The sequence below is a fragment of the Cupriavidus necator genome (assembly GCF_016127575.1).
GTDB classification, from domain to species: Bacteria; Pseudomonadota; Gammaproteobacteria; order Burkholderiales; family Burkholderiaceae; genus Cupriavidus; species Cupriavidus necator_D.
The window spans coordinates 1407490-1432374 of the sequence record NZ_CP066018.1 but is presented as its reverse complement, the minus strand read 5'-3'; the positions used below and the strand labels follow the sequence as shown (position 1 = coordinate 1432374).

General features: G+C 67.9%; 26 protein-coding genes. 14 read left to right on the top strand and 12 right to left on the bottom strand.

Annotation, left to right across the window (positions count from 1 at the left end; genetic code table 11):
• Positions 1-32: 32 nt before the first annotated feature.
• The 3 genes from hydA to I6H87_RS06705 all read right to left on the bottom strand — a co-directional run bounded on the left by hydA (position 33) and on the right by I6H87_RS06705 (position 3575).
• Positions 33-1454, bottom strand: coding sequence for a dihydropyrimidinase (gene hydA / locus I6H87_RS06715; RefSeq protein ID WP_011614331.1), 1422 nt, complete (start codon positions 1452-1454; stop codon positions 33-35).
• Positions 1455-1458: 4 nt separating this feature from the next.
• On the bottom strand, positions 1459-2187 hold the full coding sequence (locus tag I6H87_RS06710; RefSeq protein WP_011614332.1) for a maleate cis-trans isomerase family protein: 729 nt from the start codon (positions 2185-2187) through the stop codon (positions 1459-1461).
• An 89-nt stretch (positions 2188-2276) separates the two neighbouring features.
• The gene (locus I6H87_RS06705; RefSeq protein WP_010811437.1) at positions 2277-3575 is read right to left on the bottom strand and encodes an MFS transporter; all 1299 of its coding nucleotides are present in this window, start codon (positions 3573-3575) and stop codon (positions 2277-2279) included.
• 41 nt (positions 3576-3616) lie between these two features.
• On the opposite strand from I6H87_RS06705, the gene I6H87_RS06700 reads away from it, so the two are divergent.
• The 3 genes from I6H87_RS06700 (at position 3617) to I6H87_RS06690 (ending at position 6883) form a co-directional block, all read left to right on the top strand.
• On the top strand, positions 3617-4492 hold the full coding sequence (locus I6H87_RS06700) for a GntR family transcriptional regulator (RefSeq protein WP_231881372.1): 876 nt from the start codon (positions 3617-3619) through the stop codon (positions 4490-4492).
• A gap of 25 nt (positions 4493-4517) precedes the next feature.
• A complete protein-coding gene (locus tag I6H87_RS06695) occupies positions 4518-5366 on the top strand; it encodes a fumarylacetoacetate hydrolase family protein (protein ID WP_011614334.1) in 849 nt (282 codons plus the stop codon).
• A 269-nt stretch (positions 5367-5635) separates the two neighbouring features.
• Entirely contained in the window at positions 5636-6883 is a 1248-nt protein-coding gene (locus I6H87_RS06690; protein WP_011614335.1) for a M20 aminoacylase family protein, read from the top strand.
• Positions 6884-6901: 18 nt separating this feature from the next.
• Here the strand turns inward: I6H87_RS06690 and I6H87_RS06685 are convergent, their stop codons facing one another.
• Positions 6902-7777: an AraC family transcriptional regulator gene (locus I6H87_RS06685; protein ID WP_011614336.1), complete on the bottom strand. Its 876-nt coding sequence runs from the start codon at positions 7775-7777 to the stop codon at positions 6902-6904.
• 128 nt (positions 7778-7905) lie between these two features.
• Here I6H87_RS06685 and I6H87_RS06680 point away from each other — a divergent pair, with 128 nt between their 5' ends.
• Entirely contained in the window at positions 7906-9138 is a 1233-nt protein-coding gene (locus tag I6H87_RS06680) for an MFS transporter (protein WP_011614337.1), read from the top strand.
• Between the two features lie 3 nt (positions 9139-9141).
• On the opposite strand, the gene I6H87_RS06675 is transcribed toward I6H87_RS06680, so the two are convergent.
• Positions 9142-9693, bottom strand: coding sequence for a MarR family winged helix-turn-helix transcriptional regulator (locus tag I6H87_RS06675; RefSeq protein ID WP_037025273.1), 552 nt, complete (start codon positions 9691-9693; stop codon positions 9142-9144).
• Between the two features lie 106 nt (positions 9694-9799).
• Between I6H87_RS06675 and I6H87_RS06670 the strand changes: the two genes are divergently transcribed.
• From I6H87_RS06670 to I6H87_RS06660, 3 genes are all read left to right on the top strand, one after another.
• The gene (locus I6H87_RS06670; protein WP_010811444.1) at positions 9800-10714 is read left to right on the top strand and encodes an EamA family transporter; all 915 of its coding nucleotides are present in this window, start codon (positions 9800-9802) and stop codon (positions 10712-10714) included.
• Positions 10715-10761: 47 nt separating this feature from the next.
• Positions 10762-11061 (top strand): hypothetical protein, encoded by a 300-nt coding sequence (locus I6H87_RS06665; RefSeq protein ID WP_011614338.1) that lies wholly within the window; start codon positions 10762-10764, stop codon positions 11059-11061.
• A gap of 116 nt (positions 11062-11177) precedes the next feature.
• Entirely contained in the window at positions 11178-12161 is a 984-nt protein-coding gene (locus I6H87_RS06660) for a Bug family tripartite tricarboxylate transporter substrate binding protein (RefSeq protein WP_010811446.1), read from the top strand.
• Positions 12162-12163: 2 nt separating this feature from the next.
• Here I6H87_RS06660 and I6H87_RS06655 read toward each other — a convergent pair whose 3' ends face one another.
• The gene (locus tag I6H87_RS06655) at positions 12164-12844 is read right to left on the bottom strand and encodes a response regulator transcription factor (RefSeq protein ID WP_011614340.1); all 681 of its coding nucleotides are present in this window, start codon (positions 12842-12844) and stop codon (positions 12164-12166) included.
• Between the two features lie 221 nt (positions 12845-13065).
• On the opposite strand from I6H87_RS06655, the gene I6H87_RS06650 reads away from it, so the two are divergent.
• Both I6H87_RS06650 and I6H87_RS06645 read left to right on the top strand, forming a co-directional pair.
• Positions 13066-13803 (top strand): response regulator transcription factor, encoded by a 738-nt coding sequence (locus I6H87_RS06650; RefSeq protein WP_010811448.1) that lies wholly within the window; start codon positions 13066-13068, stop codon positions 13801-13803.
• Positions 13800-14525 (top strand): histidine kinase, encoded by a 726-nt coding sequence (locus I6H87_RS06645; protein ID WP_010811449.1) that lies wholly within the window; start codon positions 13800-13802, stop codon positions 14523-14525. Before I6H87_RS06650 ends, I6H87_RS06645 begins: the two co-directional genes overlap by 4 nt.
• 51 nt (positions 14526-14576) lie before the next feature.
• On the opposite strand, the gene I6H87_RS06640 is transcribed toward I6H87_RS06645, so the two are convergent.
• The 4 genes from I6H87_RS06640 to minC form a co-directional block, all read right to left on the bottom strand.
• Positions 14577-15674: a porin gene (locus I6H87_RS06640; protein ID WP_010811450.1), complete on the bottom strand. Its 1098-nt coding sequence runs from the start codon at positions 15672-15674 to the stop codon at positions 14577-14579.
• Between the two features lie 366 nt (positions 15675-16040).
• Positions 16041-16295, bottom strand: coding sequence for a cell division topological specificity factor MinE (minE, locus tag I6H87_RS06635; RefSeq protein ID WP_010811451.1), 255 nt, complete (start codon positions 16293-16295; stop codon positions 16041-16043).
• Positions 16296-16316: 21 nt separating this feature from the next.
• A complete protein-coding gene (minD, locus tag I6H87_RS06630) occupies positions 16317-17132 on the bottom strand; it encodes a septum site-determining protein MinD (RefSeq protein WP_010811452.1) in 816 nt (271 codons plus the stop codon).
• 67 nt (positions 17133-17199) lie between these two features.
• A complete protein-coding gene (minC, locus tag I6H87_RS06625; RefSeq protein WP_010811453.1) occupies positions 17200-18012 on the bottom strand; it encodes a septum site-determining protein MinC in 813 nt (270 codons plus the stop codon).
• A 230-nt stretch (positions 18013-18242) separates the two neighbouring features.
• On the opposite strand from minC, the gene I6H87_RS06620 reads away from it, so the two are divergent.
• Both I6H87_RS06620 and I6H87_RS06615 read left to right on the top strand, forming a co-directional pair.
• Entirely contained in the window at positions 18243-19214 is a 972-nt protein-coding gene (locus I6H87_RS06620; protein ID WP_011614341.1) for a magnesium and cobalt transport protein CorA, read from the top strand.
• Between the two features lie 154 nt (positions 19215-19368).
• Positions 19369-20073, top strand: coding sequence for a tetratricopeptide repeat protein (locus tag I6H87_RS06615; RefSeq protein WP_010811455.1), 705 nt, complete (start codon positions 19369-19371; stop codon positions 20071-20073).
• Positions 20074-20177: 104 nt separating this feature from the next.
• Here the strand turns inward: I6H87_RS06615 and I6H87_RS06610 are convergent, their stop codons facing one another.
• Complete coding sequence (locus I6H87_RS06610; protein ID WP_010811456.1) at positions 20178-21008, bottom strand: MerR family transcriptional regulator; 831 nt, start codon at positions 21006-21008, stop codon at positions 20178-20180.
• A gap of 98 nt (positions 21009-21106) precedes the next feature.
• Between I6H87_RS06610 and I6H87_RS06605 the strand changes: the two genes are divergently transcribed.
• From I6H87_RS06605 to I6H87_RS06595, 3 genes are all read left to right on the top strand, one after another.
• The gene (locus I6H87_RS06605) at positions 21107-22051 is read left to right on the top strand and encodes a LysR family transcriptional regulator (protein ID WP_010811457.1); all 945 of its coding nucleotides are present in this window, start codon (positions 21107-21109) and stop codon (positions 22049-22051) included.
• Positions 22052-22173: 122 nt separating this feature from the next.
• Positions 22174-23142 (top strand): Bug family tripartite tricarboxylate transporter substrate binding protein, encoded by a 969-nt coding sequence (locus I6H87_RS06600; protein WP_011614342.1) that lies wholly within the window; start codon positions 22174-22176, stop codon positions 23140-23142.
• Positions 23143-23260: 118 nt separating this feature from the next.
• Positions 23261-24235: a M14 family metallopeptidase gene (locus I6H87_RS06595; protein ID WP_011614343.1), complete on the top strand. Its 975-nt coding sequence runs from the start codon at positions 23261-23263 to the stop codon at positions 24233-24235.
• A gap of 88 nt (positions 24236-24323) precedes the next feature.
• Here the strand turns inward: I6H87_RS06595 and I6H87_RS06590 are convergent, their stop codons facing one another.
• Complete coding sequence (locus I6H87_RS06590) at positions 24324-24866, bottom strand: Sbal_3080 family lipoprotein (protein ID WP_011614344.1); 543 nt, start codon at positions 24864-24866, stop codon at positions 24324-24326.
• Positions 24867-24885: the final 19 nt, after the last annotated feature.

Sequence of the window (24885 nt, the reverse complement as noted above, 5' to 3'; positions counted from 1 at the left end):
CACAGCTCTTCAGTCTTCAGGTCCGCAGGTCATCAACCAAGCATCGGCGCGCCCGCCGGCAGGAACTGCCCGCGTCCGGCCTGGGGTTCCTGGTACTGGCCATCGCGCACCAGCATCTCGCCGCGCGAGAAGCAATGCACCGGCCAGCCGGTCACTTCGATGCCTTCGTATGGCGTGTAGTCCACCGCGTGGTGCAGCGCGCTGTTGCGGATCTGCACGCGCTGGTTCGGGTCCCACAGCACGATGTCCGCATCCGCGCCGATGGCGATGGTGCCCTTGCGCGGATACAGGCCATACAGCCGTGCCGGCCGCCATGAGGTCAGCTCGACGAACTGGTGCAGCGACAGCTTGCCGCGCGCCACGCCGTCGAACAGCAGCGGCAGGCGCGTCTCGATGCCCGGCACGCCGTTGGGGATGTGCTCGAACGAAGGCCGCTCGCCGCCCGGCTGCTTGCCTTGCGGGTCGTCATAGCGGAACGGTGCATGGTCTGACGAGAACACGCTGAACACGCCATTGGTCAGCGCGCGCCAGACCGCTGCCTGGTTCTCGGGGTCGCGCGGCGGCGGGCTGCACACGCACTTGGCGCCTTCGTAGCCGTCGTCGCCGGGCAAGGCCATGTCGTCGGCGGTCAGGTACAGGTACTGCGGGCAGGTCTCGGCCAGGATCTGCAGCCCCCTGCCCTGTGCCCAGCGGATCTGCTCGATCGCTTCCTTGCCCGAGACATGCACGATCAGGATCGGCACGTCGACCAGTTCGGCAAAGGTGATGGCGCGGTGCGTGGCCTCGCGCTCCACTGCGGCGGGACGTGCCAGGCCGTGGAAGCGCGGTGCGATGCGCCCTTCCCCGACCAGCTTGTCGGTCAGCCACGAGATGCAGTCGGCGTTCTCGGCATGCACCATCACCAGCGCGCCGTTCTGCTTGGCGACGTCCAGCACCGACAGCATTTCGCGGTCGGACAGCTTCAGGTCGTCATAGGTCATGTAGACCTTGAACGAGCTGTAGCCCTTGCGGATCAGCGCCGGCAGTTCATCGGCCAGCACTGCCGGCGTGGGGTCTGCCACGATCAGGTGGAAGGCGTAGTCGATCACCGCGCGGCCTTCCGCGCGGCGATGGTAGTCCGCCACGGCAGCCTTGAGCGAAGCGCCCTTCTCCTGCGCGGCAAACGGGATCACGGTGGTGGTGCCGCCGCACACCGCGGCGCGCGTGCCGGTGAAGAAGTCGTCGGCCATGCGCAGGCCGTCGGGCATGGGCTGGTCGAGGTGGCAATGGCCATCGACGCCGCCGGGCAGCGCCAGCAGGCCATCGGCATCGATCTCGCGCGCGCCTTGCGGCAGCGCGTGGCCGAGCGCGACGATCTGCCCGTTGCGCACGCCGATATCGCAGCGGAAGCGGTCGGACGCAGTGACCACGTCCGCGCGCCGGATCACCAGGTCAAGGCTGTCGTGAGCGGACATCGGCTTACTCCACTTCGCGGAACAGGCGGCCCCAGCCGCGCAGCTCGCGCGTGTCCACGCCGCACAGGCGCAGCGACTTCCACACCACGGTGGAGATGGTGTCGTACAGCGGAATGCCGGTTTCGGCTTCAAGTTCTTCGGCCAGGTGCGCGGCGCGCAGGTTGGTGCAGAAGGTGGTGATGGCCTGCGGCTGGTGCTGGGCCAGGCCGCGCACCATCTCGCGGATGGTGTCTTCCTCGACCTCGGCGAAGCTGTAGTTCACACGCAGGTCCAGGTGGCTCTCCGCCACGCAGTGAAAGCCGCTGCGCTCGTAGTTGGCGATGATGCGCTGCTGCACGTCGTCCAGGTACGGCGTGGCCAGGCCGAAGTTGCGCGCGCCGGTCTTTTCCAGGATCTCGTTGAGCGCAAGCACCGAGGTGGTGGCCGGGATGCCGGTGGCTTCGGTGATCTGCCGGCACAGCGCCTCATCCTTGTCGAAGCCGAGCCAGCCGGAAGACGTGCCGTTCCAGGCGATGACATCGACGCGGGCATCGGCCAGCAGGCTGGCGGCGGCCAGGATCTTGTCCAGGTTGAACTGGCCCAGGGCCTGGTCGCGCAGCGAGATCTCGGTCACGGTGAAGCGCGAGAAATGCGCGCTGACGTTGGGCAGGCCGGCAACCATCGCGCTGGTGATGGGTTCGAGCGCAGTGTTGGAAGACGGCGTCAGCATGCCGAGGCGGATTTGCTTGGTCATTTTGCTTTTTGTCTCAGGAGTGGTTGCGAGGGCCGGGACATTGCCGGCCCTTTCGCTGGTTTTTCGGAGTTCGGTGATCCGACGGGTCTTCAGACCGGGATCTTGGTCTCGTAGTCGATGGCGGTGGAAGCCAGCAGCAGGCCGACGCCAGCCGCGGCGAAGAACATCAGCGCCAGGAAGTACGAGCCGGTGAACTGCACGATCATGCCGACGATGATGGGCACCGTGATGCCGCCGATATTGCCGCCCAGGTTCATCACGCCGCCCAGGAAGCCGATCTTGTTGCGGGTGCCGAGCATCGACGGAACGCACCAGAACAGGCCGCACCAGCGCAGGAAGAACAGCGTCGACGACAGCAGCACGACCACCACGATCGGGTCGGTGACGTAGGCCACCGAGAAGATCGAGACCGTGGCCACCACCGCGGCAATGCCGAACAGCGTGCGCATCACCACATTGGGCCGGCCGCCGGCTTCCTTCCACTTGTCGGCGATCCAGCCGCCGATCAGTTCGCCCACGAAGCCGCTGAAGAAGATGATGAAGCTGGCGCCGCCCATCTGCTTGATGTCGAAGCCGTGCACCTTGTTCAGGTAGTTGGGCATCCAGGTCAGCAGGCCGTAGAACACGGTGTTGAAGCACATCCAGCCGATCGCCATGCACCACACCGAGCGGTACTTGAAGAAGTCCAGCGAACGGCCCGACAGGTTGGCCGGCTCGGCGCGGTGTTCATTGGCCTGGGCTTCCTCGATGTAGCGGGCTTCCAGTTCGTTCACGCCGCGGTGCTCGCGCGGGGAGTTGCGCACGTAGTACCAGGCCAGCACGCCGGCCAGCACGGTGCCGACGCCGGCAACGATAAAGGCCAGGCGCCACGAACCCAGCGTGGCGATCAGCCACGTGATGATGATGGCGCCGAGCGCGGCGCCCAGCGGCGCGCCGCCGTCAAGCAGGGTGGCGCCGCGGCCGCGTTCGTTCTGGGTCATCCAGATCGCGTTGAGCTTGCCGCCGGCCGGGTAGATCGGCGCTTCGGCCGCGCCCAGGCCGAGCCGGGTCAGCAGCAGCGCGGTGGCGTTGGTGGTGAAGGCCGCCACGGCCTGGGCAATGCCCCAGAACACGGTGGCGCAGGCGATCACGATGCGCGGCTTGTACTTGTCGGCCAGCATGCCGCCCGGCACCTGCATCAGCGCATAGGTCCAGAAGAACGAGCTGAGGATCAGGCCCTGCATGGTGGGGCTGAGGTCGAACTCCTTGGCGATCAGCGGCATCGCCACTGACAGTGAGGCGCGATCGATGTAGTTGATCGCGATGAGGAACAGCATCATCAAAAAAATCTTCCAGCGAACGGAGGTCTTGGCCTCCGTGACCACTGTCGCCCGGCTTGTCGTCTGCATGACGGCGTCTCCTGTTTTAGTCCTTGGGTGAGGCAGTTCTGTTGGCGTTTTGCGCAACAGGCCGGAGTATAGGATACGTAATCTGTAATTACAACGCGTGTAAGTCATTGATTTTGCGATGTTGCGCATGCACAATTTTGGTATGTGGTAGCCTTGTCGTGGTGCATTTCCCCAATCTGGTGACGTCTGTGACACAAACGCTTTCCCAAACCACGCGCCTGCGCACGCTCGGCATGTCGGCCGAAATCGCCGCCCGGCTGCGCACCATGATCGAAGAGGGCGAACTGCCGCCCGGCGCGAGGATCGATGAACGGGCCTTCTGCGAGACCTTCGATGTCTCCAAGACGCCGCTGCGCGAGGCGCTGAAGGTGCTGGTGTCCGAGGGGCTGGTGCTGCACCGGCAGTACATCGGCTATCGCGTGGCGCCGCTGGACCTGGAGGAGCTGCGCGCCACCTTCGAGACCCTGCACGGGCTCGAGGCGCTGGCGGGTGAACTGGCCGCGCAGCGCCTGGGTGCGGCCGCCATGGCCAAGCTGGAGCGGCGCCACCAGGCCATGATCGATGCGCATGCGGCGGGCCGGCGCACCGACTATTTCCGCATCAACCAGGAAATCCACCAGCTGATCATCGACGGCGCCGCCAATCCGGTGCTGGCCGGCGTCTATGCCACGCTGATGAGCAAGGTGCACCGCGCGCGCGGTGCAGCCAATGCCGATACCATCCGCTGGCAGGAGTCGCATGAGGAACACGAGGCCATCATGGCCGCGCTGCGCGAGCCCGGCCGGCCGCGCCTGGCGCAGGTGCTGCGCGCCCACTCCGAGAACACCGCCAGGGAAGTCCTGAGCGTGGTGGCGCAGACCCTGGCCGAGGCCGGCGCAACCGGCGCAATCGGCGCCACCCTCAAGAAGTCCGCCTGAACAACCCCTGAAGATAACGACGACGATGAAACTGGTTCGAGTAGGCAACCCCGGCGCCGAGCGCCCGGGCATGATCGATGCGCAAGGCCGCGTGCGCGACCTGTCCGGCGTGGTGGCCGATATCGGCGCGTTGCAGCTGGCGCCGGCGGCGCTGGCGCGGCTGGCGCAGGTGGACCCCGCGTCGCTCCCGGTGATCGAGGGCGCACGCTTTGGCGTGCCCTGGAGCGGCGTCGGCAAGATCGTGGCGATCGGCCTGAACTATGCCGACCACGCCGCCGAGGCCGGCATGCCGCTGCCGGCCGAGCCGATCGTGTTCCTGAAGGCCAACAGCTCGCTGAATGGTCCCAACGACGTGGTGATGCTGCCGCTCGGCTCGGAAAAGACCGACTGGGAAGTGGAGCTGGGCGTGGTCATCGGCAGCACCGCGCGCAATGTCTCGCGCGAAGCGGCGCTGAACCACGTGGCCGGCTACTGCGTGGTCAATGACGTGTCCGAGCGCGAGTTCCAGATCGAGCGCGGCGGCACCTGGGACAAGGGCAAAGGCTGCGACACCTTCTGCCCGGCCGGCCCGTGGCTGGTGACGCGCGACGAAGTGCAGGACCCGCAGGCGCTGGGCCTGTGGCTGGAGGTCAACGGCGAGCGCGTGCAGAAGGGCAGCACCGCCACCATGGTCTTCGACGTGGCCACCGTGGTCAGCTATGTCAGCCGCTTCATGACGCTGCTGCCGGGCGACCTGATCGCGACCGGCACGCCGCCGGGCGTGGGCATGGGTTTCAAGCCGCCGCGCTTCCTGAAGGCCGGCGACACCATGCGCCTGGGCGTGGACGGGCTGGGCGAGCAGACGCAGCAGGTGGTGCCCTACGGCGAACTCTGAGGGCAGGGCAGTGGCATCGCGTCACCCTTCGGGGTGACGCATGCCGGCAGCACTGCCGCGGGCTAATACGCGGTCCGCAATGGTTCCCCATCGATACGCTTTTACACAAAGCGTTTGGTTTCCATACAAAGCGTACGATTAGGGCAACAGTTCCGGTGCTGAAACGGGCCCGATTACATGGTTTTACAGGAATTCGCACGCTTGGCGTTTCGCTCGCGTTTTCTGCGTGAAATACTGGTTGTACAGGTTTCGCCAGAGAGCAAAACACCATGTCTGAGCACGCCCCCGAAATCGAGTCCTATCTCGGCACCACCCTCACGGCGTCCCCCACGTCACCACTCAAGCACCGGTACTGCGCGCTGGCCGACACCCTGGACAGCCGCGCCGAACTTGAAGTCATCCGGCGCAATATCCACCAGCATCCCGAACTCGCCTTCGACGAGGTCCGCACTTCGGGCCTGGTCGCCAGCCTGCTGGAGACGTGGGGCTATACGGTCACGCGCGGCGTGGGCGGCACCGGGGTGGTGGGCACCTTGCGCTGCGGTGACAGCGGGCACAGCGTGGGCATCCGCGCCGACATGGACGCCTTGCCGATCCACGAACGCACCGCACTGCCGTACGCCAGCGTCAATGCCGGCCGCATGCACGCCTGCGGCCACGACGGCCATACCGCGATCCTGCTCGGCGCGGCAAAGCAGCTGGCGCGCACGCGCAACTTTGACGGCACCGTGCACCTGATCTTCCAGCCGGCCGAGGAAATCGGCGCGGGCGGCGGCGCCGAGCGCATGCTGGCCGACGGGCTGTTCGAGCGTTTTCCCTGCGATGCGATCTTCGGGCTGCACAACCATCCGGGCGTGGAGCAGGGCACCTTCCTGTTCCGCTCGGGCCCCTTCATGGCGGCATGCGACACGGTCACCATCACCATCCGCGGCAAGGGCGGCCACGCCGCGCGCCCGCACCAGTCGGTCGACCCGATCCTGGTGGCAGGCAGCCTGGTGATGGCGCTGCAGTCGGTGGTCGCGCGCTATGTCGACCCGAACGAGACCGCGGTGGTGACGATCGGCACGCTGCACGCCGGCCACGCGCCCAATGTGATCCCGGACAATGCGCGCATGGAGATCAGCGTGCGCTCGTTCAACCCCGAGGTGCGCGCATCGGTGGAGAACCGCATCCGCCAGCTGGCCACGTCGCACGCCGAAGGCTACGGCGCGGTGGCCGAGGTCGACTATGTGCGCGGCTACCCGGTGCTGGTCAACAGCGAGCGCGAGACCGAGTTCGCGCGCCAGGTGGCCGAGGAGCTGGTCGGTGCCGGCAAGGTGGTGGACCAGGCCGCGCGCATCGCCGGCAGCGAGGACTTTGCCTACTTCCTGCAGCAGCGCCCGGGCTGCTTCGTGCGGCTGGGCAACGGCGCCAACCAGCCGCTGCTGCACAACGCCGGCTACGACTTCAACGACGAGAACCTGACCGTCGGCGCGGCCTACTGGACGCGGCTGGTGGAGCGATACCTCGCGAGCTGACCGCCATGGCGCCCCCGCTCAGCGGAAGAACGCGCTTGGCGGCACGCCGAACTGCCGCCTGAACATGGTCGCAAACGCGCTCGGGCTGTCATAGCCCAGGTCCAGCGCCACATCCACCACCTTGCTGCCGGCGGCCAGCTTCTCGAGCGCCGCCAGCAGGCGCGCCTGCTGGCGCCATTGCCCGAAGGTCATCCCGGTTTCGCGCGCAAAGCGGCGCTGGATGGTCTTGGGGTCCAGCCCCAGCCGTGAACCCCAGTCCGCCAGCGTCAGCGCCGTATCGGGCGCGCCGGTGATGGCATCGCAGATCTGCCGCAGGCTGTCATCGGCCGGGCGCGGCAGGTGCAGCGGCAGCGACGGCACCAGCATCACTTCATCGAGCAGCAGCCGCATCAGCCGCGCGCCGCGCGTGCCGGGAGCGTAGGGCAGGGGTATGTCGATTGCCGCCAGGATCAGCTCGCGCAGCAGCGCGGAGATGCCCAGCACGGTGCAGCGCTGCGGCAGGTCGGGCGCGGCATCGGGGCGGATATAGGCGGTGCGCATCTGCACCCGGCCGACCATGCGGATCCAGTGCGTGGTGCCGCCCGGCATCCACATGCCGCGCGTGGGCGGCACGATCCACTGGCCTTCGGTGGTGGCCACCACCATCACTCCGTGCACCGCGTGGATCAGCTGCGCGTGCGGATGCTGGTGCGGGTTGGTCACGTGGCCGGGCAGGTAGTCGGCGGCCATGGCGGTGACGGGCAGGGGGCTGCGGTCGAAGCGGACGTAGGGCGGGGGATCGGCGTAGGTGTCGCCCAGCGCCAGCGCCTCGGGCGTGGGGGCAGGGGGCGCATGCTGATCGCGGCGGCGGCGGGCCGCTCCGGAAGCAGAAAGGGGGCGAGGGGCGCGCGGCATGTCCTTTTCTCCAAGGTCGGGGACCTATTCTCGCAGGACAGGCGCCCGGGCGCCAGCTAGCATCGGTGCTCAGTTCCTTCCAGGCCGGCGCCCCCCGCTGGCCGCTTTCCGTCTGTCGAGAGCCGCCAATGAGCACAACCATCGACTCCGCGCCTGCTGGCGCGACACCCTCCGCGACATCCCCCCAGGCCGAACGCACCGGTTTCCGCGTGCTGTCGGCGATCAGCTTCGCCCACTTCCTCAACGACATGATCCAGTCGTTGATCCTGGCGATCTATCCGATGCTCAAGGGGGGCTTCAACCTGAGCTTCACCCAGATCGGCCTGCTGACCATGACCTACCAGGTCACGGCATCGCTGCTGCAGCCGGTGGTGGGCCTGTACACCGACAAGCATCCCAAGCCGCATTCGCTGGCCATCGCCATGGCGTTCACGCTGGCGGGCTTGCTGCTGCTGTCGGTGGCGCCGAGCTACGGCGTGCTGCTGGTGGCCGCGGCGCTGGTCGGTACCGGCTCATCGATCTTCCATCCGGAATCATCGCGCGTGGCGCGCATGGCCTCGGGCGGCCAGCACGGGCTGGCGCAGTCGATCTTCCAGGTGGGCGGCAACGGCGGCAGCGCCATGGGGCCGCTGCTGGCCGCGCTGATCGTGCACCAGCAGGCCAGCCTGGCGTGGTTCTCGCTGGCGGCGCTGGTGGGCATCGTGGTGCTGTGGCGCATCGGCGGCTGGTATGCGCGCCAGCTGGCGCAGGGCGCGCGCAAGCACAAGGCCGCCGGCGCGGTGGCCAGCCCGGTTCCCATGCGCCTGGTGGTGCGGGCCATGGTGGTGCTGATGGTGCTGGTGTTCTCCAAGTACTTCTACATGGCCAGCCTGACCTCCTACTACACCTTCTACCTGATGGAGCGCTTCGGGCTGGCGCGCCAGGACGCGCAGCTGCACCTGTTCATGTTCCTGGCCGCGGTGGCGGCGGGCACCATCCTGGGCGGCCCGATCGGCGACCGCATCGGCCGCAAGCGCGTGATCTGGGCGTCGATCCTGGGCGTGGCGCCGTTCACGCTGGCGCTGCCGCACGTGGGCCTGTTCTGGACCACGGTGCTGACCTTCATCATCGGCTTTATCCTGGCCTCGGCGTTCTCGGCGATCCTGGTGTTCGCGCAGGAGCTGATTCCCGGCAAGGTCGGCATGGTGTCGGGCCTGTTCTTCGGCTTTGCCTTCGGCATGGGCGGCATCGGCGCCGCGGTGCTGGGCGGCATGGCCGATACGCATGGCATCCGCGCGGTGTACGAGTACTGTGCCTACCTGCCGCTGCTGGGCCTGCTGACGATCTTCCTGCCCGACCTGCGCGAGCGTCAGCGGGCCTGACACTCAGGCCGGTTCATTGCCTTCGCCGCCACCGCCCGGTGGCGGCTCGAACATGCGCAGCCAGCGGCGCAGCAGCGCAGCCAGCTGCGCGCGTTCCGTCGCGGTCAGGTCCGCCAGCAGGCGGTGCTCGTTGGCCACGTGCAATTCCAGCGCGCGGTCGACGCGCTCGCGTCCGGTTTCGGTCAGTTCCACCAGCAACCCGCGGCGGTCTTCCGGATTGGGCTGGCGCCGCACCAGCCCGGCCCGTTCCAGGTGGTCGAGCCGGTTGGTCATGGTGCCCGAAGTGATCATCAGCGAGCCGATCAGCGCGCCCGGCGACAGCGCATACGGCGGCCCCGCGCGCCGCAGCGTCGCCAGCACATCGAATTCCCACGGCTGCAGGCCGGTTTCCCCAAGCGCGGCTTCAATGGCCCGGCTGGTATGGCGGTTGAGCCGGCCCAGCCGGCCGATCACGCCCATCGGCGAGGCATCCAGGTCCGGGCGCTCTCGCGCCCATTGGGCGAGAATGCCATCGACGTGGTCAGGCGTGTCTTCGGGTTTGCGGCGGGCAGTCATCAGCAGGGCGGGCGTGGGAATACGCGATGGGCGGAATACCGAAGTATCTTGACATCAACCAATCGGCTTCGTAAAGTCTATTTATCTTGACATCAAGAATATCGACATGAAGGCGAGTGGATCTTCCTCCCTGGCCGCGACCGGCGGCGTGACCCTCAGGGACATCCTGCTGACCGGGCTGGCCCCGGCCATCTGGGGCAGCACCTACCTGGTCACCAGCCAGTGGCTGCCGCCGGGGCAGCCGCTGCTCTCAGGCGTGATCCGGGCGCTGCCGGCCGGGCTGGCGATGCTTGCCTTCGGCCGGCAACTGCCGCGCGGCAGCTGGTGGTGGCGCGCGGCGGTGCTGGGCGTGCTCAATATCGGCTTCTTCCAGGCCATGCTGTTTATCGCCGCGTACCGGTTGCCGGGCGGGGTGGCGGCCACGGTCGGCGCGATCCAGCCGCTGATCGTGGTGGTGCTGGCGTGGGCCTGGCTGGGCGCACGCCCGCGGCCGGCCGCCTGGCTGGCGGGCGTGGGCGGGCTGCTGGGCGTGGCGCTGCTGGTACTGGGCCCGGCCGCCCGGCTCGATGCCATCGGCGTGGCGGCGGCAGCGGCCGGGGCGGTATCGATGGCGGTGGGCACGGTACTGACGCGGCACTGGCGCCCGCCGGTCTCGCCGCTGGTGCTGACGGCATGGCAGTTGTGCGCGGGCGGGCTGTTCCTGCTGCCGTTCGCACTGGTGCTGGAACCGCTGCCCGGGCATTTCACGCTGGCCAACTGGCTTGGCTATGCGTGGCTGAGCATTGTCGGGGCCGGCTTCAGCTATGCGCTGTGGTTCCGCGGTGTCGGGCGCATGCCGTCGTCCGCGGTGGCGGCGCTGGGGCTGCTCAGCCCGGTCAGCGCCACCGTGCTCGGCTTTCTGGTGCTGGGCCAGGCATTGACGGCGATGCAGGCTGCCGGCGCGCTGCTGGTGCTGGGCAGCGTGTGGCTGGGCCAGCGCGCGGCGGCGCCGGCCGCGGTGACGCGCACGCAGCTGGCCTGATCCGAGATTGCGTGAGCGGCTGCTGCCGGGCGGCGTTTTGCGGCATCATGGCGGGCATGAAGTCTGCCGTGCCTCCGTCCCCGCCATCCATCCACCCCGCGTCGGCACCGTCTGCCACGCCTGCCTGCGAGCGCTGCCTGGCGCTCGCCGCCGACCCGCGCCGGCGCGAGCCGCCGTCCTGCCTGGCGCTGCGCGGCACGGTGCCGCTGGTGAGCCAGAGCGCCGCCGGCGTGCCGTTCAGCATGCTTTCCTTTGCCTGCCGCGACTGCGGCACGGTATGGCGCCTGTATGACCGGGCCAACGAACTCTTTGTCTCGTGGGTGCCGGAACGCCCGCTGGTGCGCTGAGCGCGCACGCCCCGATCGGCTAAGATAGCGGCTGCTCCGCGCCAGACCGGCGAACCGCTGCCGCGCCCGGCGCCCGCCCGGCGCCCTCCTGTCGAAATCTCTCCCGCATTTCCATCATGGCCTTCCCCTTCCGCTCATCCCTGCTGGCCGCCCTGTGCGTGACCAGCGGTGCTGCCGCACTGCCTGCCGCCGCTGCCGACGCCTATCCCAGCCGTCCGATCCGCCTGATCGTCGCCTACCCGACCGGCGGCATCAGCGACACCGTGGCGCGCGCGCTCGGCGAGCGGCTGTCGGCGCAGATGGGCACCTCGGTGGTGGTCGAGAACAAGGCCGGCGCGGGCGGCAGCATCGGCATCGATGCGGTCGCCAAGGCTGCGCCGGACGGCTATACGCTGGGCTTCGCCGCCACCAGCCCGCTGACGCTCAACCCGCATGTCGGCCGCGTCAACTACGACCCGCAGAAGGACGTGGCGCCGGTGATGAGCGTGATGTACTCGCCGGTGCTGGTGGTGGCCACCGCCGGCTTCAGCGGCAAGGGCTTTGCCGACGTGGTCGGCCAGGCCAGCGCCAAACCGGGCTCGGTGCGCTGGGCAACGTCGGGCCTGGGAACGGTTGGCCACGTAGTGCTGGAACAGATCAAGCAGAAGTCGAAGGCCGACATCACGCTGATCCCGTATAAGGGCGCGGGCCAACAGATGAATGACGCGCTCGGCGGCCAGTTCGAGGTGATGAGCACCAACGCCAGCCCGGTGCTGACCCAGCATATGCAGGCCGGCCGCCTGCGCGCGCTGGCGGTGGGTGCGCCCAGGCGCCTGGAGAGCCTGCCCTCGGTGCCGACGCTGGCCGAGCTGGGCTACCCCAAGGCCAACCTGACCTCGACCTTCGGCATCTTCGCGCCGGGCAAGACGCCCGCGGCCATCATCAACCGCCTGAACGCCGAACTGAACAAGGCGCTGGCCGAGCCGGAAGTCCATGAGCGCCTGCTCAAGGGCGGCGAAGTGCCGACCGGCGGTACGCCGGCGCAGTTTGCCAAGGCTATTCGCGAAGAGTCCGCGGAGAACGCCCGCATCGTCAGGGACGCGGGCATCAAGGCCGATTGAGGCTAGGCCGCATCGAGGCGGCTGCCCAGCCCGTACACCGACGACAGCCGCACGCCGTTGTGCGGCCACAGCGCCAGCTTGGTGCGCACGCGCGACAGGTGGCTGTCCACCGTGCGCGAGGCCGGGTCCATGTGGTAGCGCCAGACCTGGTCGACCATGGCCTGGCGCAGCACCAGCGAGCCCAGGTTGCGGAACAGCAGCACCGCCAGGTCGAATTCCTTGGGGGCCAGCAGCACCGGCTTACCCTGGACCCACACGCGCCGCTCCGCGGTGGCAAAGCGGAACACGCCGTGCTCCAGGTCGCATTCATCGACCGCCGGCCTGGCGCGGCGCAACAGCGCCAGCACGCGCGCGGCCAGCTCGGCCGTGCGCAGCGGCTTGGGCACATAGCTGTCGGCGCCTTGCGCAAAGCAGGCCGCGACGAAGGCTTCTTCGTTGGAGGTGCCGGTCAGCATCACCGGCATCTCGTTGCCGAGCGTGCGGCGCACCCATGCCAGCACTTCCAGGGCCGGGATCCCCGGCGTATCGCAGTCGAGCATCAGCAGATCGAACGAACGGCCGCGCAGCGCGCCGATCATAGTGCGTCCGCTGAGATAGCGCGTGCACTGGTGCCCGTTCAGGCGCAGGGTCTGTTCGATGCTGACGGCGAGGGTCGGGTCCGCCTGCAGCGCGGCGATGTTCACGAGAGTGGCTCCTGCGCGGGCGCATCGGAATGCGCCGATGGATGGACAGAGCTTGGCACTGCGGGCCCGCTCGGCACGCAGCGAAGCCCATGGTAGGAGCGGCCTGCTGAGGCGAGAAGTAAAAGATTGTTGAAAATCGAGATTGAGGTCTTTCCTATTCGTGCCGAAGGCAACGCGGTCTTAAATGTCCCGCTAGTGTTCTGTTCCGTCGGAGACAACACATGGGAAAGAAAATGGCATCGCGCATTGCATCGCTTGAAGACGCGCCCGCGGATGCGGCGCTGATCCGGCAGGTCATTACCGGCGCGGGACATGACTGCGTGACTTTCGCCGAAAGCCGGCGCCTGCTGCTGGCACTGCGCGACGCGGGCTTCGACCTGCTGCTGCTGGACTGGCAGATGCCGGACCTGTCCGGGCGCGAGGTACTGGCCTGGGTGCGTACCCACCTCGACCGCCGCATCCCGGTGATGTTCCTGACCTGCCGCGAGGCCGAGCTCGACATCGTCAACGCCCTGGCGGCCGGCGCTGACGACTACATGGTCAAGCCGGTGCGCCCGGCCGAGCTGGCCGCGCGCATCGACTGCCTGCTGCGGCGCGCGTATCCCGCGCAGCTGGCGCCGCTCGCGCCGTTGCGGCTGGGCGAGTACGCTTTTGACTGCGCCCTGCGCAAGGTCACCTGCAACGGCGATCCGGTCAGCCTGACGCCCAAAGAGTTCGACCTGGCGGTGCTGCTGTTCCGCAACGAGGGGCGCATCGTCACGCGCGACCACATCACCGCCGCGGTCTGGGGCCGCGAGATCTCGCCGCTGTCGCGCACCATCGATACCCATGTCTCGCGCGTGCGCAGCAAGCTTGGGCTGCAGGCAGGGCACGGCTTGCGGCTGACGCCGGTCTACACGCATGGCTACCGGCTGGAGCGTACCGATCGCCCGGAGCGCACCGAACGGGCCGCCGCATGAGAGCGTCCCGGCTGCACCAGGCGGGGCTGGCCGTGGCACCGTGGTTCGGCGGCCGGCCGGTCGCGCAGCGGCGCGCTGATGTGCGCAACCCCGCCGCCGTGCACGACATGCTGCTGCACGTGCTTGGCCACGACCTGCGCGCACCCAATGCCTCGCTGCTGGCCTGGCTGGAACTGCGCCGCACGCGGGCCCAGGCCGACGCCGCGCTGCTGGCGCAGGTCGGCAGCCATGCGCGCCGTTCGCTGCGCCAGATCGACGACCTGAACCGGCTGCTGCGCGAAACGCGCCACGCCTATCGCATGCGCCGTATCGCCATGGAATCGCTGCTGGATGAAGCGCTGGACCGCGTCTGGACCCTGGCCAGCGAGGCCGGCGTACGGCTTGAACGGCCGGCCGGCCGCCTGCCGCGCCTTGGCGGGGACCAGGCCATGCTGGCGCAAACGCTGGAATGGCTGCTGACCAGCGCCATTGATGCCGCGGCGCGGGAGACTGCGCTGCGGATCACGTGCCGTGGCCATGCCGGCGGCCTGGCGCTGTGGCTGGCGTTCGATTCCGCCGACGACGAAAGCGCCGCGCGGCTGGCGCAGCCCGGGCCGGCGCTGCTGTGCGCACAGCGCGTGGTGGCGCGGCATGGCGGCGTGCTGGTGCCGCTGCAGCCGATGGGCGAAGCCACCTCGCAGGCCGGCTGGTACCTGTGGCTGCGGCGCCGGCCGCGCCCATGAAAAAAGGCACCCGAAGGTGCCTTTTGCCAGGAACTGCTGATCGGGTGTCGATCAGAAGATGTGGCGGATACCCAGTGCAGCGCCAGTCTGGTTGTTGCGGCCCGGCATTTCGGTGGTGGTGCCGCCCGAAACCTTGTTGAAGTCAACCGTGCCGTAGACCTGGGTGCGCTTGGACAGCGAGTACTCGGCCAGCAGCACGCCGGTGTAGCGGCGGCCGTTGTTGTCGTTCACGCCGTTCTTGTTCTCGACGTAGTCGCCGTAGAACACGCCGGTCAGCGCCAGGGCCGGGGTGGCCTGGTAGGTCAGGCCGATGTAGCCGAGGGTGTCCTTGCGCGGGTTGCTGGCAGCGCCGGCGGTGACCACGGCCGGAGCAGGCGCGGCAGCCGAGTTGTTCAGGAAGCCGTTGTCGATCACGCCGGTGCGGTCCTTGCCGCCGACGTAGCCCACGAACAGCTTGGCCGGACCAAAGGCGTACTTACCGGCAGCGCCCCACATTTGCTGCTTGTTGCCGTTGATGTCGCGGATTTCCTGGTACACGCCGCCGATGCCGAACGGACCGAACGAGTAAGCGGCACGGGTGCCCCAGTACTGGTTCTTGGTCATGCTGCCCGGCTGCTCGCCGAAGCCGTAGCTGGCGCCCACGTCCAGGCCGCCGAACTTGCCGCCGTAGCTGACCACGTTGTCGCTGCGGAACTGGGTCAGGAAGAACGGCCAGGCGTTGTTGGTGTAGTTGCCGATGGTCAGCGGATCGTAGTCGCCGAAGAAGTTAAAGCCTTCGGTGTACTGGCGGCCCAGCTTGATCGTGCCGAAGTCGCCCGACAGGCCAACGTAAGCCTGACGACCGAACAGGCGGCCGTTCGGGTTGGTGGCGCTGGCCTGGTTGGAACGGCCGGTGTCCGGATCGAAGCCGCCTTCCAGCTGGAAGATTGCCTTCAGGTTATTGCCGAGGGCTTCGCTGCCCTTCAGGCCCCAGCGGCTGTTGGTGACGGCGCCGTTGGTCAGTTCCCACAGGTTGTCGTTGTTGGCGTTGGAGTTCGTCTGGAAGCGGATGCTCTGGTCAACGATACCGTACAGGGTAACGGACGATTGTGCGAACGCCGAACCTGCCAACAGGCTGCCGGCTGCGAGGACGATGGCCGATTTCTTCATGGTGCTCCTTTTCTGTCTTGTACTGTTCTCTCCGCCGGATCACGGCGGGGACGATGTCTACGTTTCGTTGTAGACGCCGCGAAAATTTAACAAAACGTAAGCTACAAGGACACAAAACTCCGCCAAGCTGCCCTTTCAAGCAGGATTTTGGTGCAAATCCGTTGTCTCGCCGCTACAGAATTCCGAATTGGGGCGTTCTGGCAGCGCTGGCAGCTGGCCTGCACACTGGGCTGGTGGGGAATCGCGGCGGGGAGGACGGGGGCCGGCCGACCCCGGCGCGCAAGCGGCGCCGCGGTCGGCGGAAAGACGGGAAGTGCGGGAAAACCGAAGGAGGAGGAACGAATCCGGCAGCGCCGGGATCCGTCCTCAGTTCTGCGGGATCTCGATCTTGACCTCGAGCACCTCGAGGTTGTCCTGGCGCTCCAGGCTGACGCGCAGGTCCTGGTCGCCGATCTTGACGTACTTGGAAATCACCGCCACCAGCTCGCGCTGCAGCGCGGGCAGGTAGTCGGCGGGCGCGGAATGGCCGGTGCGCTCGTGCGCCAGGATGATCTGCAGCCGCTCCTTGGCGACCGACGCGGACTTCTTCTTCTCTCCCAGCAGGAAGGAAAGGATCGACATGGGGTGAGCCCTCCTTGACCGTTACTTGTTGCCGAAGATGCGGGAGAGCAGACCCGGCTTCTGGTAGTCGGTGAAACGCATCGGCTTGTCCTTGCCGAGGAAGCGGTCCACCACGTCGCCATAGGCGTCGGCCACGTCGCTGCCTTCCAGGTGGATGGCGGGCGTGCCCTGGTTCGAGGCGTGCAGCACGGCTTCAGACTCCGGCACCACGCCGATCAGCTTGATGCGCAGGATTTCCTGGATGTCGGTCAGCGACAGCATTTCGCCGCCATGCACACGCTTGGGGTTGTAGCGGGTGATCAGCAGGTGTTCCTTGATCGGGTCGCCGCCTTCGCTGGCGCGCTTGGTCTTGGAGGCCAGGATGCCCAGGATGCGGTCCGAATCGCGCACCGACGACACTTCCGGGTTGGTCACGATCAGCGCCTCGTCGGCGAAGTACATCGCCATCAGCGCGCCCGACTCGATGCCGGCCGGCGAGTCGCAGATGATGAATTCGAAATCCATCTCGATCAGGCCGTTGATGACCTTCTCGACGCCTTCGCGCGTGAGCGCGTCCTTGTCGCGCGTCTGCGAGGCCGGCAGGATGAACAGGTTCTCGCACTTCTTGTCCTTGATCAGCGCCTGGCGCAGGTTGGCTTCGCCCTGCACCACGTTGATCAGGTCGTACACCACGCGGCGCTCGCAACCCATGATCAGGTCAAGGTTGCGCAGGCCGACGTCGAAGTCGATCACGGCAGTCTTGTGGCCGCGCAGGGCCAGGCCGGCGGCAAAGCTGGCGCTGGTGGTGGTCTTGCCGACGCCTCCCTTGCCGGAGGTCACAACGATGATTTTTGCCATGGCTCTTTGGTCCAGTAATAAGTTGAAGCTTGCGCTCTCTGCAATTCGGTCCCGGGGGCTGCCGCGGTTACTTGAGCCGCAGCGCTTCCAGGATCAGTTTTTCATCGGCCAGGCGCACCTGGGCGGTCTTGCCGAGCACGTCGGCCGGAAGCGTCTGCTCCGCGGTCCGGTAGATGCCGGCGATGGAAATCAGTTCAGGCTCCATGCACGTGCTGAAAATGCGCGCGCCGGTGTTGCCCTTGACGCCCGCCAGCGCACGGCCGCGCAGCGGGGCATAGATATGGATGTTGCCTTCGGCGATCACCTCGGCGCCGTAGCTGACCACGTCCAGGATGACCACGTCGCCCTGCGCGTAGACCTGCTGGCCCGAGCGAAGCGGCTTGTCGATCAGCATGGTCTGGGTCTGGCGGATGGCAGCGGCCACGGCGGCGTCGGTGGTGGCCTGCGCGGCGGCGCGGATGGATTCCTCGCGCGCGGCCTGGTCGGCTGCGGCCTGTTCCGCCGCGGCTGCGGCCCTGGCCTCGGCGGCACGGTCGGTGGCGCGATCGGCGCCACTGCCGCGGCGGGCCTGGCTGTCCAGCAGCGGCAGGCCGAAGCGCTCGGCCCACTCGCGCTGGCCGGGGCGGGCCACCACGCCGATGGCGCGGGCCCTGAGCGTGGCCAGCGTCTCGATCACGGTGCCAAGCGCGACTTCGCTGTCATCTTCCAGCGCGCGCAGGTCCAGCGCAATCACGTCATTGGAAAAGAAGTCGGGGGTGGCTTCAAAGCGGGCGAGGAGGTCATCCCGCAGCGCAGCCATGTCGGCGGTCTGGAGGGCGAGAAGGAGGGCGTCTACGTTGCCACTGCGCAGCTCGAAGCGTGGCGATTTCTTCTGGGACATAGCCGGGTGACCGTGGAAATGCCACATTCTAACGTCGTATCTGTCGCGAACTGTAACAATTGGATCGATATGTACAGCAGGTGGCGCGTGGGTTCCATATGCGCGTGCACGGCACACCGTAGCGCCGGACAAGTGCGGCCAGCGTGGTATGCCGCGCGGGGCAACGCGCATCGAGTCCGGCACAGCGTAAAGGCTTGTTACGATTGCGCCATCTGATCAGCGGAGTTTTCATGGGCGCCATCGTCAATTGCGTGGCCTACCGGCAGGGCAAGCGGCTCGGCACAGTGGGCATGGATGAGATCCGCACCGTGCTGGGGGTGCCCGGCACCTTTGTCTGGCTGGGCCTGCATGAGCCTGACCTCGCGCTGCTGCGCCAGGCCCAGCAGGCGTTCGGCCTGCACGACCTGGCGGTGGAAGATGCGCTCGATGCGCACCAGCGCCCCAAGCTCGAGGCCTACGGCGATTCGGTCTTCGTGGTGCTCAACACGGCGCAACTGGTGGAAGATGAAGTGGTGGTCGGCGAGACCCATCTCTTTGTCGGCCCCAACTATGTGGTTTCGGTGCGCCACGGTGTCAGCAGCACCTACGCGCCCGTGCGCGAGCGCTGCGAGCAGGACCCGCACGGCCTGGCCAATGGCCCGGGCTATGTGCTGTACGCGCTGATGGACTTTGTCGTCGACCACTACCTGCCCATCGTCACGCGCCTGGAAGACACCTTCGAGGCGCTGGAGCAGGGCATCTTCCGCGACGAGTTCGACCGTGCGGCGATCGAGCGCCTGTACCGGATCAAGCGCCAGGTGCTGCGTCTGCGCAATGCGGTCAGCCCGGTGGAGGACATGTGCGGCCAGCTGATCCGGCTGCACGAAGACCTGGTGCCGAAGGAGCTGCGCGCCTATTTCCGCGACATCGAGGACCACGCCAGCCGGCTGGTGCGCACGCTCGACGTGGTGCGCGAAATGCTGACCACGGCCGTGCAGGTCAACCTGGCGCTGGTCACCGTGGGCCAGAACGAGGTGGTCAAGCGGCTGGCCGGCTGGGGCGCGATCCTGGCGATCCCGACCGTGATCTTCAGCCTGTATGGCATGAACTTCGATTTCATGCCTGAACTGAAATTCCACTTCGCCTACCCGGCAGTGATCGGCGTGACCGCGGTCGCCTGCGGGGGACTGTGGCGGCGGCTGCATCGGGCCGGGTGGATCTGAAGACCTGGTTTTATCTGTGCGAGGAATGATCGTGGCAGATATTGTGGCCGATTAATTATTCGCATGGATATTCCGGCGAGTTCGCGCCTGCCTACCGGCGCCGTGTCCTGACTTCTACACTGGATTCAGGAAGGCGCTGTGCCCGGAGTCCGCCATGTCGATTGCCCGCCCCCCGATTGCCGCCTTGCTCGCCGGCGCCACCGCCGCATGGCTGTTGTGCATGCAGGCGGCAGCCTCCGCACCGCAGCCGCCTGCCCCCGCGCAGGTCCAGACCCGCGACGCGGTCACCGCGTATGAAGCGGGCAACTTCGACCAGGCCCTGCGCGGCTTTGCCGATGCGGCCCGGCTGGGCAACCGTCTGGCCCAGTTCAACTACGCAATGATGCTGCTGCGCGGCGAGGGCACCGCCGCCCGCCCGCAGGAGGCGCTGGTCTGGCTGAAAAAAGCGGCCGACAACCAGATGACGCATGCCCAGTACACCTGGGGCGACCTTTACGAGCGCGGCGAACTGGTGCCGAAGTCACTGGAGGAAGCCAACCGCTGGTATGCACTGGCGGCACAGGGCGGGCATGTGCAGGCGCAGATGGCGCTGGCGACGAATTACTTCACTGGCCGGGGCGTGCCGCGCGACTACGGACAGGCGTTCATGTGGTACAGCCGCGCGGCCAGTGCCGGCGACGGCGGCGCGCAATACATCGTCGGCAGCTTCTACGAACACGGCGAGCCCGGCGTGGTCGACCGGGATCTCGAGCAGGCCAAGATCTGGTATGCGCGCTCAGCCGCGCACGGGGATCCGGGCGCGCTGGCGAAGTTGCGGTCGTTGCTGGAGGAGTCGGTGCGGGGAAGGGCGGCGAGGTAGCGCGGTGGGATGCGTGTGCCGGGAAGCGTCAATCATGTCCTCGCACACCTGTCACCTGTGTGCCCGCTCTGTACAGCGGGGGAGGGGACCGGACCGGAGCGGAATCATGGCTTCCCGCCGCTGCCATCTTCCTCGTCATGCAGATGCTCGATGATCGCCGCCACCCGGTCCCCCAGGTATTTGTTGGCCGAGATCTCCAGCGCCCGCATCATCTCCGTCTCCGCCATCACCAGTGCCAGCGGGCGGATGCGCCACAGGATCTCCACCAGCCGCGGCACGTCCTGCGGTGGCGGCAGCTTGCCAATGCCAAAGCGGTCCAGCTCGCGCACCACGGTAGCGACGATATGGTCAGATACCGCCTGGAAATGCCCGCGCGACTGCGCGATGATCTCCAGCACGTCTTCCAGCGCAAAGCCCGCCTGGGCGATCTCCGCGCCCGCGGCCAGCGCGCGCGGGCTGCGCGCGAGATAGCCCAGGCCGTCCGGTTCCAGCAGCCCCAGCGAGATCGCCTTGGCCAGGGCCGGGCGCGAGATCGCGCGGCCGAACAGCCGCGCCAGCGCCAGGTAGGAGTAGTGCCGCGGCGTCTCGTTGGTCCACGGGCTGCTGATGGCAGTCTCCAACCCAAGGATCGAGCGCAGGTCGTGCCCCTCGACGATGGCCTTGAGCAGCTCGGTGATATTGGCCAGCGTATAGCCGCGCGCCAGCAGGTGGTGGATCAGCTTGAGCCGTCCCAGGTGCGCCTGCGTGTAGATGCCGACGCGCCCGCGCCGCTGCGGCGGATCGATCAAGCCGCGGTCCTGGTAGGAGCGCACGTTGCGCACCGTGGTGCCGGCCACGCGCGCCAGCTCGTCGATGGTGTATTCCGGGGCGGGCGGCGTGGTGTCGGACGCCTGGCTGGTCGGGGACGAGGGGTGGCGGCGCCGGATCAGTGTCATGCGAAAAATTCTAACCGAGGAATGCGGCAGGCAAAGGTGGCGGCCGGTATTGCCGATAATGAGGGCATTGCCGCCCCACCTTCAACGGTCCGCCTTCCATGCATATCCGCTGGCTTGAAGACTTCGTCTGCCTGGCCCAGGCCGGCAGCCTGGCGCGCGCCGCCGAGCTGCGCAACGTGACCCCGCCCGCGTTTGGCCGGCGCATGCAGGCGCTTGAGGTCTGGGCCGGCGCCCCGCTGATCGACCGCAGCGCGTTCCCGGTGCGGCTGACCGCCGAAGGGCGCCAGTTCCTGGAAGCCGCGCAGAGCGCCTTGCGCACGCTGGACGAGACCCGCGTGGCGCTGCGCGCCGCGCACCGCGCCGACGCCAGCACGGTCACCATCGCCACCGGCAAGACCCTGGCGCGCTCGATGGTGCCGGCGTGGCTGGCGGGCCTGCGCGAGGCGCTGCGGCACGACCCCGCGGCGGCCGGTTTCCGCACGCAGCTGTCGACCTTCCCGATGCATGACGCGCTAGCCATGTTTGCCGAGGGCGATGCCGATTTCCTGCTCTGCTACAGCCCGCCGGACCTGCCGGTGATGCTGGATGACGCGCGCTACCAGTTCCACCTGGCCGGCGTGGAGCGGCTGGTTTGCGTCAGCGCCGCCGATGCGCGCGGCGCGCCGCTGCACCGGCTTGCGACCGGCAAGGCTGCGGCGAAGCCGGTGCCCATGATCGCCTACGCCGAGACCCTGACACTCGGCCGCATGGTCAACCAGGAGATCGCGCGCCGCAAGCTGGCGCCGCGGCTGGACGTGATCGCGGTCAGCGACTTTGCCGAGTCGGTGCACGAGATGGTGCGCCAGCGCATGGGCCTGGCCTGGCTGCCGGCACGCCTGATTGCCGACGACCTGCACGCCGGGCGCCTGGTGCGTGCCATCAGCGGCGCGCGCAGCGATGATGGCGGCGACCTGGCGCTCGATATCCGCCTGTACCGCCCGCGCGCGCCGATGCGCCCGCTGGCCGAGGCTTTCTGGCAGGCGGCGGTGCAGGCACCGCGCTGATGCGCCTTCGGCCACCATTGCCGAATCGGCAACCGCCCTTGCCAAAGCTGCACGCCGGGCCGGTTCCGCGCTCACTACCATCGCTCCACAACAACCATTCCGGGACCCCCAGAGCCAAGACCATGAAGACCATCCTGCGCGCGGCCGCTGCCGCACTCTGCCTTGCCGCTTCCGCCGGCGCCGTTGCCTCCGCCTGGCCCGCCAAGCCGATCACGCTGGTGGTGGGCTACACCGCCGGCGGCAGCGTCGACCTGGTGGCCCGGACCATTGCCCCGGAGCTGGGCAAGCGCCTGGGCCAGAGCGTGGTGATCGAGAACCTGGGCGGCGCCGGCGGCACCATCGGCGCGGCCAAGGTGGTCAAGGCCGAGGCCGACGGCTACACCCTGCTGATGGGCTCGGGCAGTGAAGTGTCGATCGCCCGCCTGACCAACCCCGCCGTGCGCTACGACGGCGAAAAGGACCTGGTGCCGGTGACCTTCGTCGGCACCCAGCCGATGGTGCTGGTCGGCAAGCCCGGCCTGGCGGCCAGGAACGCGGCCGAGCTGATTGCGCTGGCCAAGGCCCAGCCGGGCAAGCTGTCGTATGCCTCGTCGGGCGTGGGCACGCCGCTGAACCTGGCCGGCGAGCTGATCAAGCAGCAGGGCAAGGTCAATATCACGCACGTGCCGTACAAGGGCGCGTCGGCCATGGCCACCGACCTGCTCGGCGGCCAGATCGACCTGGCGGTAATGGTGCTGTCGTCGGCGCTGCCGCATATCCAGGCCGGCCGCGTGCAGGCCTACGGCGTGACCAACGCCAAGCGCTCGCCGGTGGCGCCGAACGTGCCCGCGCTGGCCGAGACGCCCGCGCTCAAGGGCGTCGACATGGGCGTGTGGTTCGGCCTGATGGGCCCGGCCAGGCTGCCGCAAGCGGTGGTGGAGCGCCTGAACACCGAGATGCAGGCCGTGCTGGCCATGCCGGATGTGAAGAAGAAGCTGGCAGAAGCCGGTGTGGAAGTGGCGCCTGCCAATCCGGCGCAGTTCGGCAGCTTTATCAAGCGCGAGACGGGGCGCTATCGCACCATCGTGCAGACCGCTGGCATTCATGAATAAGTGAGGTTGCGGGGCGGCGTCGCTTCTTGCAAGTGCCCGCCGCCCTTCCTCAACTCGATTCACAACAACGACCCCGCAGGCATACGACCTGCCAGGCGCCCTGAACGCACCGATTCCCATGACCCAGCCCACCGCACCGATCGACGCCTACCCAGTCGATGTCGCGTTCCCCGACATCCGCGCCTACGCCGCCGGCAATACCGGCATCCCCTACCTGTACACCTTCGACAGCGGCCAGCCCGGCCCGCACGTGATGGTCAACGCGCTGACCCACGGCAACGAGGTCTGCGGCGCCATCGGCGTCAAGGCGCTGCTGGACCACGGACTGCGCCCGCGCCGCGGCCGGCTGACGCTGGCGTTTGCCAACGTCGACGCGTACCACAGCTTCGATGCCGCCAGGCCCGACGCATCGCGCTTTGTCGACCAGGATTTCAACCGCGTGTGGACCGCCAGGGTGCTGGATGACGCCAGCCTGGATTCATCGGAGCTGCGCCGCGCGCGCGCCATGCGGCCGGTGATCGACACCGTCGACCTGCTGCTGGACCTGCATTCGATGCATGAGAAAAGCCGGCCGCTGATCGTCTCCGGCCCGCTCGACAAGGGCATCGCCCTGGCGCGCGCGCTGGGCGCGCCGGCCGATGTGATCGTCGACGAAGGCCACCCCGAAGGCCGCCGCATGCGCGACTACGATGGCTTTGGCGATGCCGCCAGCCCGCGCAATGCACTGCTGATCGAGTGCGGCCAGCACTGGGAGCCCGCCGCCGTGACCGTGGCGCAGGACAGCACCGCGCGCTTCCTGCTGCATGCCGGCGTGATCGATGCGAGCGACTTGCCCGCAGGCTGGCTGCAACCGCTGCCCGCCACGCAGCGCGTGGTGCGCGTGACCGAGCCGGTGGTGGCCACCAGCATGGACTTCCGCTTTGCCGGCCCCTATACCGGGCTGGAGACCTTTACCGAGGCCGGGACCGTAATCGGCTGGCGCGACGGCGAGCCAGTGGTGACGCCGTATCCGGATTGCGTGCTGGTGATGCCGTCGCTGCGGCAGCTGCGCCCGGGCGTGACCGTGGTGCGCCTGGGGCGGCTGGAGCGCTGATCCGGGTACGCTGGGCCGGGCGCGGCTGCGCCCGGCAAGATGCTGCGCAGAGAGGCATGGTCCGGCCCTCCGGTTGACTGCTGACAGGCTAGGCCGCCGGGGCGGCCGTGCCCGCCGGCGGCGGGGGCGGCGGCAGCATGCCGGGGAACAGCTGTTCGACCAGTTCATCCAGCTTGGACGACGGCTGCACGAAGTTGCTCAGGTTGAGCCCGCCCGCGCTGCGGTTGGCGTTATAGATGGCCTTGCCGACACGGTCGCCGTTGCGGAACACGGTGATGTCCGCGCTGTTCAGGTACGCAGTCCAGTACCAGGCGCTGCGCGCCGTGTACAGCGCCACCACCGGGCATGCCGCGATCGAGGTCTGCGCCTGCAGCACCTTCACCTCAAAATTGCGCCGCCGCAGCGATGAGAGAAAGTTCTCGACAAAGTCATTGCCTGTGACCGGGTTCACCACCACGCACAGCAGCGTGCCGTTGGCGCCGTAGTTGCCCAGCGGGCCGCCGCCAGCGGGCACCTGGAACGCGACCAGGGGATCGGTGTGGTCGGGCCGGTCGACCGGGGTCACTGCCTGGTAGGTCGAGCAACCGGTGATCAGCAGGCCAAGGCCTGCGGCCAGCATAGCTTTGTACATGGATGTCCTGTATGGCTGG